Raw genomic sequence first — 12,456 nt, forward strand, 5'->3', positions numbered from 1 at the left:
AAGCCCGTAGCTGTCACTTGCCTTGCTTCACCTCATCGAAACTTGTTTTGGCGACGTCAGAACGAGCGGAACAAATTCACCTGTGGGCCTCGGAGTGTTAGAGATGGCAACGTGCACGTTCAGTGTCACCTGGCCCTCCCCGGAAATCTCGCTGAAGGCTCGATTTTCGACCCTCCCGACGCAGGCTGGGAGGGTGAAGTTGGTCGTTGCTGTGGGGATGTTTCGGTGCAACGTGATTTGCACTGCAACAATGGTTAGCTCCAAAAGTCGCGGTCCAGGCTGCGGTAGCCGATCGCTTCGGCGAGGTGGGTTTCGTCGATCGACTCGTCGCCGGCAACGTCGGCGATCGTTCTTGCCACTCGCAAGATCTTGTCGTGAGCTCGCGCCGATAATCCCATCTCTTCGACACTGTGACGCAACATGTGCTGGCACGGTTTGTTCAATTTGCAGAATTGTCGCACTTGCCGGCTGCTCATTTGTGCATTGTACTGGACCGCTCCGTTGCCAAACCGAGCCAACTGGCCTTCGCGAGCTTTCACGACATCCGCTCGCATCTGGGCACTGGTGGAGCCACCTCCGGCGGGCGACGAAAGCTCATCAAACGGCACTGCGGGGACTTCGATATGAATGTCGATCCGATCCATCAGTGGACCCGAGATTTTGCCCATGTACTTTTCGATTTGAGTCGGCAAGCAGTTGCACGTTCGGCGGGGATCACTGCGATAACCGCAAGGACATGGATTGGCTGCGGCGATCAACATAAAGTTTGCCGGGAACGTGGTGCTGCGGAGGGCACGCGAGATCGTGACGACGCCGTCTTCGAGCGGTTGCCGCATTACCTCGAGTGTCTTGCGGTTGAATTCGGGAAGTTCATCCAAGAACAAAATCCCGTTGTGTGCCTTGCTGATTTCGCCAGGCGATGGAGGGCTTCCACCGCCGACCAATCCCGCATCGCTAATCGTATGATGCGGACTACGAAACGGACGACACGCCAACAGAGGTTGCCCAGCTGGCAACTGTCCGAGCGCACTGTAGATACGTGTTGTCGCGATCGATTCGGGAGCCGTCAGCGGCGGCAGGATTGTCGGCATCCGTTTCGCCAGCATCGTTTTACCGCTGCCTGGCGGACCGACCATGATCAAATTGTGATTTCCAGCGGCGGCCAATGTCATTGCTCGTTTGGCAGATTCCTGGCCGCGGACGTCACCAAAGTCGACTTCGTAGGTGCTGAACTCTTCGAACAGTTGACTGACACAGCTTGGCATTGGATCGATCTCGATCTCGCCTGCGAAAAAGGCCACCGCTTGCGACAAACTGCACACCGGGATTACCTCGATGCCATCGACGACGGCGGCCTCGTGGGCGTTTTCAGCGGGTACAACCAAGCCTTTTAGCTTGGTGTTTTTCGAGGCTTCGATTGCGATCGAAAGGGCACCTCGAATGGGCCGCGCTAGCCCTTCGAGTGCGAGTTCACCGACGACGGCATAATCTTCGAGCCGATCGAGCACGAGTTGGCCGCTGCCCGCCAGCACACCCAACGCCACCGGCAAATCAAACGAGGCGGCTTGTTTTGGCAGATCCCCGGGAGCCAGATTGATCACAACTCGGTCTTGGGGGCGAACGAAGCCGCTGTTGACGATCGCGCGTTCGACGCGGTGCGTGCTCTCTTTGACGGCGGCGTCCGGCAATCCGACCAGGATCGTCTTGGGCATCGCAGCGGGTGAGATGTCGACTTCGACATCGACCGGCATCGCCTCGATCCCCAACAGCGTGAACGTTTTTAGCCGCGCGAGCATGAGAGCCTCGGTATTCACGAAAGAAAAGTTCGGTCGACCGAACGCGAGCTGACCTGCTGACGCATCGATCATTCCCGCTTTATCATACCGAATCTCGCTTGCTCCGCGCAAAAACGGCCGTTTTCAGCAAAGACGAGTTTCAATCTTTCACGTCCAGACGTCGAAAGTCTCGGTGACTTTCGTTACGAAAAAGGGGCGAAATTCCTCGCCGCTGCTCTGAGACGGCGTTTACGACAATTAGTCGTTACGATTGGATTCATCGTGCAGGACTTGGTCGATCACGATACAAGCGCAGAGCACGGCGACTTCGTCTTCGCCATCGACGATTTCGACTCCGTAGGCGTCGGTCCAAGACCACATTTTCTTGCTGATCGTGGCAACGGTGCGGCCGCTTCGCTCGAACGTAAATTCATGCGACCAAAAGGATCCATCGATCGTGTAGTCGTTGGGACCGGGGACATCGAGCGTGAACTGCTTGTTGAACCAAGTCCATTCCTTCTTGACTTCGGCAAAAACGCGACCGTCGATCAGGATTTGGTAGGTCGGTTTCCAAGAGAGCAGTTTCTGGCTGATGAATGCCAGTTCGTTGCCATTGGCGTCTTGGAAGGAGAGTTGGTCGCCCCACGAAAACGCTTTGCCATCAACGTAAAATCGCGAGTTACCTGCGGCATCGGTGATGGAAAAGTCGTCGCCCCAGGCCCAAAACTTTTCTTTGATACGATAGATCATCGGTGCTCCGAATAAAGGTCCGCACTTGATCGGCGGATGTGTGCGTTTTAGGGTCAGCGGATCATTGCTAGGCGAGAAAGTCAATTGTTTCGGGCGCAGGATTTAACCTTATTTCGTTATTGACCCTTCGATGTCCCAATCGGTTTCGCTACTGCCAAACGCATTTTGGCAAGTCGAAGGGGGGAAGCAAGCTGGACCGATTTGGATTAGCGACAGATCGGTGGCATTTTGGTAATTTAAGAAGTAGCTCGTTGTCGAGCTCCGCATTCCAGCGTGAATCTAGTCTTTTTGCCCGGTGAGCAGCGAACGATATGAATAGTGCTAACAGTGCTTCGGATCCGCAATCCCAGGGGAACACGGGCGTCACGATTGACACTTGCGGTTTGACCGATATCGGCAGAACACGTGATACGAACCAAGACCAATTCTTAGTCGGATCTCGCCGCCTGAGTATATCTTCGAATTCAACGAGTCTACCTCATCATCAACCGCTGACGTTTTTCGGGGACGCGGAGAGTGAGATCTTGATCGTTGCCGACGGCATGGGAGGCCACGCGGCGGGTGAACGGGCAAGCCAGTTAGCGGTCAGCTTTCTGGCTCAGCGGTTGGCGGACCCGACACGACCTCCATTCGATTCAGCGACATGGGATGGGATCAAACAAGCTCAGTGGATGCAAACGCTGCTCCGCGACACTCATTTGATGATCCTGAGACAAGCCCAGCAGAACGCGGAACAATTTGGGATGGGGACGACATTGACGATGGCCGAAATCATCTGGCCCTATCTGTCCGTCTTGCACGCGGGCGATAGCCGTTGTTACTTGGTTCGCGACGGGAATATTCAGCGTTTGACCACGGACCATACATTGGCGCGGCGGATGGTCGATGCCGGTGACTTGACACCGGAAGAAGAGCCCGAGAGTCGTTGGAGTAACGTGCTGTGGAATGTTTTGGGAGGACAGCTCGAAGGCGACTTGGTCGCCCAAGTGGAACGAGTCGAGTTGTCATTGGGCGACACAGTGGTGCTATGTAGCGACGGGCTACATCGCTACGTTAACGACGATGCGTTGGCGTTGATGGTTAGCGAAGGAGAGGATTCGCAATCAATCTGCCAAGAGTTGATCCGTGTCGCAAACGAAGGCGGCGGCGAAGACAATATTACGGTGATCGTTTCGCGGATGCTGCCTCATCAACGCAAAAGTACCGGCGCAACGACGTTGGTGGATGAAACGATGACCGAAGAAACCTATGGTTCCATCGAAATTGACGACGGAACATTATCAACGCTCAGCCAGTTCGACACCACCGTGGACGAGTCCGCCGAAGAACAACGCTGATTCCGTGAGCGGCGGCGGTTAATCGAACAGTGTCGCCTGGGTGGTCTTGGGGCCTTCGGGCTTCGGAGTGACCGGTTCGATACATTCGGGACCGTCGTTGGCAACATGGTTGACTCGGCGCGACACGGCGGTGATCTCGAAAAAGTCTTCGGCGGCGGCAGTCAGATGTTTTTTCAGCGACGAGGTGTCGTGAAAACTTGGATCAAGCCAGGCGTCAAAATCCTTGTTGTCGAGAATCACAGGCATCCGATCATGGATTTTACCGGTGACCGAATTGGCTGCGGTCGTGATCACGGTGAACGAAGCGATCGGCGATGAGTCGTCGGAGGCTTTCGTGTTGAGTTCCCAAAGTCCGGCCATCGCAAACGACGCATCATCAGGTTGATGCAGAAAGTAAGGCTGCTTTACCGATCCCGCTTTTTGCCACTCATAGTAACCGTCCGCAGGGATCAGACATCGCTGATTTTGAAATGCGTTTTTGAACGAACGTTTTTCGTCAATCGTTTCGCTACGGGCATTGATCATGCGAGCTCCGATGGCGACATCATCCGCCCAGTTAGGAATGAACCCCCATCGCATCGCGGCAAATTCTGGAGCGTCGCCGTCAAGTTGGCGGATCACCGCGACGGACTGAGTGGGGGCGATGTTGTAGCGAGGTTGGTTCAGTACGGATTGGATCGCGGCCGAGAAAACATCGGGATCATCTTGGGGGAAGAACAATTGGCGAAGATCGGCCAATGAGGTTCGTAGCGTAAATCGACCGCACATACATTCGGTTCCAGCAAACAGAAAATGAGAGTTCGCGTTGGATTGCGAGCTTTATTGACAATTATGAGCCATGAAAAACAGAGTGGGAATCAGGGAATTGCTCGGATCGGGCCCTAGTGGAGTGTAAATTGCTATCGAAACCCCGTTTTTTGTGTTTGAGGTTGACCATTCGGCAGGCCAGAATTCCCGTACTTGCTGCCAAAGCACCAGGAACTCTGGCGAGTCCCACTACGAAAGTAGATGCACCAGGAACTCTGGCGAGTCCCACTACAAAAATAGATGCACCGAAGCGGGGGCGACTGAAGTTCGCTGGCGAAGGACTCTACGACACTTGGCAAACTCGGGTTAAGCTGTGTGCGCGACAATGGTCTTCCTGTTTTTCCCTTTGTTATTGACCGACGTGCTTTGAACTTTCCGCTCTTGTTTCGCGTGCTTGGCACGATCTGTTTGCTCATTGGCGGCTCGATGAGTTTCTGTTTGCCATTTGCTTTTCCAGCATTTGCGAAGCGAACTCATTTGCCGGCGGCCGAAGCGTTCGAAATCGATGGGGCCAAGGGGCTGTTGTTAGGCACCGCGGTCAGCATGATCGTCGGTGGGGGCTTATTGGTGATCGGTCGACGTCATCGCGGCGGACCGTTATATCAAAAAGAAGCGATGGCGATCGTCGGACTCAGTTGGGTGTTGGCGACGGTACTTGGGGCGTTGCCCTATTATTTAAGTGGCACCGAGATCGCGCCGGATCGTCCGATCACGTTCATTGAAGCGATGTTCGAGTCCCAGTCGGGCTTTAGCACGACCGGAGCGACGGTGATCACCGATCTGGAAACTCCCGCCAGCGTACCGCACTGCATTTTGTTTTGGCGATCTTGGACCCACTTTCTTGGTGGGCTAGGCATTGTCGTTTTGTTTGTCGCGATTCTAGGCCAAGGATCGGCGGGCAAAGCAATGATGCGGGCCGAGATGCCAGGCCCGACCAAAGAAGGCAGTATGCCGCGGATGCAGCACACGGCGCTCGTGTTTGCGGCGATCTATATTGCGCTAAACGCAATCTTGACGGTGATCTACGCGATTGAGGGGATGTCGGTGTTCGATGCGCTGTGCCATGCGTTTGGCACGATGGCGACGGGCGGCTTCAGCACCTACAACCGCAGTCTTGGCCGTTTTGAAAGTGCCACGATCGAATACACGACGATTGTTTTCATGGTGTTGGCGGGAACCAATTTTACGCTGCTGTATTTATCGATATTTGATGGCCCACGGCGTTTGCTTCGCGATATCGAATTCCGCACCTTCGTCGGCATCATTGCCAGTGTTTCGCTTGCGATCGTGTTCTTCGGGATGCGCGCCGGTGATGTGGGGTTTGGCACGTATAGTGAATCGGTTCGCAACGGGTTGTTTCAAGTGGTCTCGATCATCACGACGACGGGGTACGGGACGGCGGATTTCGATCAGTGGAACAATTTTGGTCGAGGCATCTTGTTGTTACTGATGTTCGTCGGTGGATGCGCGGGCAGCACCGGAGGCGGGATGAAGGTAATCCGTCACGTCTTGTTCTACAAGATTCTGCGTCTGGAGATTGAACGAGCTCATCGTCCGCGTGTGGTTCGCCCGATTCGCGTTGGTGGAACGCCGGTTGATGATCCTCATTTGGCACACGGAATCGTTGTCTACTTTTCAATGATTTTGGCGATCTTTGTTTTCTCGTGGCTGTTCTTAATCACGTTTGAACCACGAGGGACGTGGGGCGCCGTGTCAGCCGCCGAATTGGCGGAGACCGAGGCGGAATCGATCGAAAATGGCGAGCCACCGCTTTCCAAAAGCAAGGTAGCGTCGCTGATGAACGAAGGAACGTTGGACGAAAAATTGCTCGATTCGGCCAGTGCCGTGGCGGCAACGCTCAACAACATCGGGCCTGGTTTGGGGGTGGTCGGAGCCACACAGAATTATGCCGGGTTTAGTCAGCAAGCAAAGTTTTTGTTCGTCTGGTTGATGATGCTCGGGCGGGTCGAGGTTTTCAGTGTGCTGGTGCTGATCTTTCCCAGTTTTTGGCGCCGCATTTGACATGGAAACGAGCCTCGTAAGGATCGTCTGTTAGAATTAAAAGACGCTAAGCAGGTAGGCAGGAATCCGAAAGACTGCTTCCTACCTGCTTCGTTTTACGACATCATTGCTCTGGGAACGCCAAATGCGTGGTTTGCCGACTTACATCACAATTTGCCTTGCCGCCCTGCTGCTGTCGCCGGGGTTGGCGACGAGCCAAGATGCCGCCGATGGTGAGCTCGATCGCAAGGTTTCGCCGCGGAAAGCGGTGATCATTCCGCTGCATGAAATGATTCATCCGCTCAGCGCTGCACTGCTAGAACGTAAGTTCGAAGATGCGGTTGAATCGGGCGTCGATGTCGTGATTTTTGATATCCACAGCCCCGGTGGATTTACGCAGGTCACATTCGAATTGATGGATATGGTGTCGGACGCCAAAGACGTCGAAACGGTGGCGTTTATCGAAAAGGATGCGATTAGCGGCGCGGCACTGTTTGCGTTGGCGTGTGACCGAATCATCATGTTGCCGGGGGCTCGTATCGGAGACGCCGGCGAGATCGTAATGGGGGCTGATGGAGCGTACCGCTACACCGAAGCGAAGAGTCGGAGTGTATTGGCGCAAAAGGTACGTGATACTGCCGAGGCGACAGGGCGACCAATCGCGTTGGCCGAAAAAATGACCGACAAGGATATGGTCGTGTTCAAAGCCACTCACAAAGAGGATGGCTCGGTTCGCTATTTTTCAGACAAGGAATGGGTTGCACTTGAGAATCAAGACGCTTGGGACAAAGGGCCGCCCATACGCGAAGCAGGCAAGGAGATGTTCTTTACCGCCAACGGACGCCGCGCCGCCGAACTTGGGTTGATCGATCAAACCGTGGCCAGTCGCACTGAATTGGCGTCGACATTGAATCTGCAAGAACCGATTCCGACGCTCGAGCGAACTTGGGTCGATACGTTAGTGCTGATTCTAAACTCAGGCTTTGTGACGTTCCTGTTGATTGTGATCGGATTGACCGCCTTGGTGATCGAACTAAGTGCGCCGGGATTGGGGATCGGCGGTTTGACGTCGGTGCTCTGTTTTGGATTGTTTTTCTGGAGTCGCTTTTTGGGAGGCACAGCGGGGTGGCTCGAGGTGACATTGTTTGTCATCGGATTGCTGTTTATCGCCGCCGAAGTGTTTGTGATTCCTGGTTTCGGCGTCGCGGGGATCAGCGGGATTGTGTTGTCGCTTGGTTCGTTGGTGATGGCATCGCGACGCTTCCTGTTGCCTCAAAGCAGCGAAGAATTGGCTGCACTTGGCATGGACGTGTTGACGGTGGTCGGTGCCTTTGTCGCCTTTTTGATTGCGTTGCTTGTGCTTGCGCAGTACATGAGCGAAATACCGGGGCTGAGCCGATTGACGTTGAAACCGACGGTTGCACTGGAAGGTGGCGGAGCGACCACGGGGATGGCGGCCACCTCGCTGCCCGGTTGGCAACGCGTCGAAGTGGGCAGTGTCGGGGAAGCGGTCTCGGCTCTGCGGCCCGGTGGGCGGATCATGGTCGATGATTTCACCGTCGACGTCGTCACTGAAGGAGACTTTGTCGATCCCGGCACCCAGGTCCGGGTGATCGGCAAGCAAGGTGCCAAGGTAATCGTGCGTCCGGTGGCCTGAGCCACGTTGTCGGTCTCGCCTCTTAAAGCGTTTTTCGTGTGCATCGAGCCACGGTTCCGATGTTCAACCGGGGCTAGCGTCCAACCGCAATGCTGTGAAGCAATTATCGTATTGGGAAAACGCGAATTCACTGTAGCGAAAGTCGCAGCGACTTTCGGCCACGCGAGTAAAGCCGAAACTCTCTGCGAGTTTCGCTACGAAAAAATGCTTCACGGCATTGGGCGCTGGCCCAAACGGCTAGCGGGATTTCACCCAATGATTTCTGCCTAGCTGCTTAGCCGAACCGGTTCAGCTCTTCGACCTGTTCGTTCAGCGTACAGACATCATAGGCATAGCCAATCCCAAATAGCCCACCAGAGAGCAAGTAGATGACGCCTGTCACGATCTTGCCCATATAAAAGCGGTGGATGCCGAACAGGCCTAAGAATGTCAGAAGCACCCAAGTCACGGTGTAATCGATGTGGCCGTTGGGGTATCTTTGGTTTGCCTGTTCCGCCATCGTGGGAATAAAAAAGGCGTCGACGATCCATCCGATCAGAAAAATCCCGCCGGTCAGTAGCCACAAAATTCCAGTCAGCGGTTTACCAAAATAGAATCGGTGGGCGCCGATAAATCCAAGGATCCAGAACAAATATCCCACCAGCACAGGGTGCGAGACATTGGCTTGGTTGCTGAATGGGTCGGGATTGGCGTTGGGGGCCGTCATCGGTGCCGGTTCCATATTGTTTCAGTCGGGTTTTGAAGGTCTTCGGGGCGTCGAAAGGGCTGTCTGCGTAGGCAAAAACACTATTCGTTCGCGGTACTGAAATCTTTGCAAATGACGGTCCAATTGGCGATTTTATCGATGATTCTGCTATTCCGAATGCTCGTGCGGGCTGACCTTTTCCGTTGGGGTGGGCACGATGCAGTACGCTGAATTGCACTGCAAAAGCAATTTTTCGTTCTTAAAGGGAGCCTCCCATCCGGACGAACTGGTCGAACAAGCAAGTGAATTGGGGTACGCGGGCATCGCGATCACCGACGAATCGTCGCTGGCCGGAATCGTCCGCGGCCACACGCCCGCCAAAGAGGTCGGGATCCAGTACATCGTGGGCAGCGAACTGCATCCGACCGATGGGCCCCCGATGGTCGTTTGGCCCACCAATCGCGCCGCGTACGGCCGATTGTGTCGGCTGATCTCGCTAGGCCGAATGCGGTGCGAAAAAGGGCAATGCGAACTTTCCTGGGACGATATCGCGGCGGCCAGCGAAGGGATGATCGCTGCCGTGATCCCGATGGAGGCGTGCACGGGGAAATTTTTGCGAACGTCGTTTCGTGACGTCTTCGGCAGTCGCCGTTACATGTTTCTGGAATTACATCGCGGCGTGGATGATCACGCCAAGGCAGAACGGCTACGCGAATTCGCGCTGAAGAACGATGTGCCGTTGGTGGCTGCGGGGGATGTCCACTACCACTGTGCGCCACGGATGTTGTTGCATGATTGTGTGACGGCGATCCGCAATGGGACAACGATCGATCATGTTCATCGCGAGCGATTCGCGAACAGTCAACATGGAATGCGTTCACTCGCCGAGATCGCCGATTTGTATCGTGATGCTCCGGATGCAATCGCTCGCACGATCGAAATTGCTCAGCAGTGTACGTTTTCACTCGACGAACTTCGCTACGAGTATCCGGTCGAACTCGCACCGGGCGAAATGACGCCGATCGATCATCTGCGTCGTTTGACATGGGAGGGCGCGAAACAGCGATGGCCCGGTGGGGTTCCCGATCAAGTGATCGAGTTGATCCGGCACGAGATGGAACTGATTCGTGAACTGCACTACGAGGCCTATTTTTAACTGTGTGGGACATGGTCCGTTTTGCTCGCGAGCGAAACATTTTGTGTCAGGGGCGTGGCTCGGCAGCCAACTCAACCGTTTGCTATTGTCTAGGCATCACGAACGTGGACCCGAGTCAAACGGATTTGTTATTCGAACGCTTCATTAGTCGCGAGCGAAACGAGGCCCCCGATATCGATGTCGATTTCGAGCATCAACGTCGCGAAGAGGTGTTGCAGTACCTGTATGAAAATATGGTCGCCATCGCGCTGGATTGACGGCGACGGTCACCTCGTATCGAACTCGCAGTGCGATTCGCGAAGTGGGCAAGGCACTTGGGATGTCGCCGGATGTCATTGATTCACTAGCCAAGTTTGCCAGTGGACGTGATGATGCGACCGACTTTGCCCAGCGATGTCGCGGCGGTGGGCTGGATCCCGATACCGAAATCGGCAAGCGATTCATTTATCTGGTTCAATCACTTGTCGGTTTTCCACGGCATTTGTCTCAGCACGTCGGCGGGATGGTGATCACGCAAGGCGATTTATGCGAACTGTGCCCGATCGAAAACGCGGCAATGGAAGGTCGCACGGTGATCCAGTGGAACAAGGACGACTTGGATGATTTGGGGATTTTGAAGGTCGATGTGCTGGCGCTCGGCATGTTGTCGGCGATCCGCCGCGCGTTCGAATTGGTGTCCGAGCATCATGGACGTGATTTGTCACTATCCAATATCCCCGCCGACGACAAGCCGACCTACGACATGATTTGTGCCGCCGATACCGTAGGCGTGTTTCAGATCGAAAGCCGGGCTCAGATGAGCATGTTGCCGCGATTGAAACCGCGATGTTATTACGATTTGGTGGTCGAAGTGGCGATCGTGCGGCCAGGTCCGATTCAAGGCAATATGGTGCACCCGTTTCTGCAGGCTCGCGAGAATCCTAAATCGGTGGTGTATCCAAGTGAAGCGATTCGCGGGGTGTTAGAGAAAACGCTCGGCGTTCCGATATTTCAAGAACAAGCAATGCGGTTGGCGGTGGTCGCAGCGGGATTTACCCCAGGCGAAGCCGATCAATTGCGACGCGCGATGGCGGCGTGGCGACGCCCCGGTGTGATCGATCGTTTCCGAGCCAAATTGCTCGAAGGCATGAAGAATCATGGATTGACAGGCGAGTTTGCCGAGCACGTGTTCAACCAAATTCGTGGTTTTGGTGAATACGGGTTTCCTGAATCGCACGCGGCTAGTTTCGCATTGTTGGTTTACGCGTCGTGTTACTTAAAACGCCACTATCCGGCGGCTTTCTGCGCCGCGCTGCTGAACAGCCAACCGATGGGATTTTACGCGCCCGCCCAATTGGTTGCTGATGCAAAACAGCATGGGGTGCGAACGTTGCCAGTCGATATTAACGAAAGCCAATGGGAATCGACGCTGCATCCCGACGCGAACCGGTCGCAACCGTCCATCCGTTTAGGGATGCAGATGGTGCGCGGTTTTCCCGTCGCGGTTGCCGAAGTGATCCTTGGTGAACGCGAACGCAACGGACCGTTTCGCAGTATCGCGGAACTGGTACATCGCACCAAAATATCCAACGCAGTGGTGGCAACGTTGGCTGATGCCGATGCATTTGAATCAATCGCGGGCGATCGGCGGGGAGCGATCTGGCAATCGTTGGCCGAAGAAAAGAAACCGCAATCACGTCCGCTCTTTGACGCCGAACAAGACAAAGAAGAGTTGATTCCCGAGGCATTGATGCCGATGACGCCTCAGGAAGAGGTGCACGCGGACTACAGTACCACCGGGATGAGTTTGAAGGCGCATCCGGTTTCATTCATGCGGAACGAACTGAAGCGGAAACGCTGCGTGTGTGCCAATGAATTGAAGTCACTGCGAGACGGGCGTCACGTTCGCGTGGCCGGACTCGTGCTGATGCGTCAACGACCGGGGACCGCCAAAGGGATCACGTTTGTCACGATCGAGGATGAAACAGGATCAGTGAACCTCGTTTTCTATGCGGCAGTGTGGAAGCGATTCTTGCGGATTGCGCAGGCCAGCAATCTATGGATGGTCGATGGCAAACTCGAAAACCGCAAAGGGGTGATCCATGTGATCGTCGGGCGGCTTTCCGACTTGACAAATGAGTCACCCGAGTTGGATCAACGTTCACGAGATTTTCGCTAAGTCAATGACAGGTTTAGAAGCCTATCCCAGGTTAGAGAACGCTTTCGGCGACCAGACGTTTCATGTGGGGCGGCATTGATCGACTCGCCATTGCCCCACACCTTGAGAATCGATGTCGTATTTCATCAAC

The 12,456-nt window shown here is 54.8% G+C and carries 9 protein-coding genes and 1 pseudogene; 6 read left to right on the top strand and 4 right to left on the bottom strand.

Features of this window, described 5'->3' with window-relative positions:
- Positions 1-254 precede the first annotated feature (254 nt).
- Complete coding sequence (locus tag RMSM_RS28335) at positions 255-1,796, bottom strand: YifB family Mg chelatase-like AAA ATPase (protein ID WP_008705289.1); 1,542 nt, start codon at positions 1,794-1,796, stop codon at positions 255-257.
- A gap of 237 nt (positions 1,797-2,033) precedes the next feature.
- Positions 2,034-2,525, bottom strand: a complete 492-nt coding sequence (locus RMSM_RS28340; protein WP_008705301.1) for an LURP-one-related/scramblase family protein — start codon at positions 2,523-2,525, stop codon at positions 2,034-2,036.
- A 311-nt stretch (positions 2,526-2,836) separates the two neighbouring features.
- On the opposite strand from RMSM_RS28340, the gene RMSM_RS28345 reads away from it, so the two are divergent.
- Positions 2,837-3,862, top strand: a complete 1,026-nt coding sequence (locus RMSM_RS28345) for a PP2C family protein-serine/threonine phosphatase (protein WP_008705305.1) — start codon at positions 2,837-2,839, stop codon at positions 3,860-3,862.
- An 18-nt stretch (positions 3,863-3,880) separates the two neighbouring features.
- On the opposite strand, the gene RMSM_RS28350 is transcribed toward RMSM_RS28345, so the two are convergent.
- Positions 3,881-4,630, bottom strand: a complete 750-nt coding sequence (locus tag RMSM_RS28350) for an SOS response-associated peptidase (protein WP_008705307.1) — start codon at positions 4,628-4,630, stop codon at positions 3,881-3,883.
- Positions 4,631-5,095: 465 nt separating this feature from the next.
- Here RMSM_RS28350 and RMSM_RS28355 point away from each other — a divergent pair, with 465 nt between their 5' ends.
- Positions 5,096-6,691, top strand: a complete 1,596-nt coding sequence (locus RMSM_RS28355) for a TrkH family potassium uptake protein (RefSeq protein WP_081614360.1) — start codon at positions 5,096-5,098, stop codon at positions 6,689-6,691.
- A 124-nt stretch (positions 6,692-6,815) separates the two neighbouring features.
- Positions 6,816-8,327: an NfeD family protein gene (locus tag RMSM_RS28360; RefSeq protein ID WP_008705311.1), complete on the top strand. Its 1,512-nt coding sequence runs from the start codon at positions 6,816-6,818 to the stop codon at positions 8,325-8,327.
- Between the two features lie 274 nt (positions 8,328-8,601).
- Here the strand turns inward: RMSM_RS28360 and RMSM_RS28365 are convergent, their stop codons facing one another.
- Complete coding sequence (locus RMSM_RS28365; protein WP_052031845.1) at positions 8,602-9,033, bottom strand: NINE protein; 432 nt, start codon at positions 9,031-9,033, stop codon at positions 8,602-8,604.
- Between the two features lie 196 nt (positions 9,034-9,229).
- On the opposite strand from RMSM_RS28365, the gene RMSM_RS44010 reads away from it, so the two are divergent.
- The 3 genes and pseudogenes from RMSM_RS44010 (at position 9,230) to RMSM_RS44020 (ending at position 12,326) form a co-directional block, all read left to right on the top strand.
- A complete protein-coding gene (locus RMSM_RS44010) occupies positions 9,230-10,168 on the top strand; it encodes a PHP domain-containing protein (protein ID WP_236622336.1) in 939 nt (312 codons plus the stop codon).
- An 11-nt stretch (positions 10,169-10,179) separates the two neighbouring features.
- Positions 10,180-11,738, top strand: a pseudogene (locus tag RMSM_RS44015) (helix-hairpin-helix domain-containing protein); the annotation flags it as partial.
- A 336-nt stretch (positions 11,739-12,074) separates the two neighbouring features.
- The gene (locus tag RMSM_RS44020; RefSeq protein ID WP_390173568.1) at positions 12,075-12,326 is read left to right on the top strand and encodes an OB-fold nucleic acid binding domain-containing protein; all 252 of its coding nucleotides are present in this window, start codon (positions 12,075-12,077) and stop codon (positions 12,324-12,326) included.
- Positions 12,327-12,456 lie beyond the last annotated feature (130 nt).

The organism is Rhodopirellula maiorica SM1 (genome assembly GCF_000346295.1).
GTDB lineage: Bacteria > Planctomycetota > Planctomycetia > Pirellulales > Pirellulaceae > Novipirellula > Novipirellula maiorica.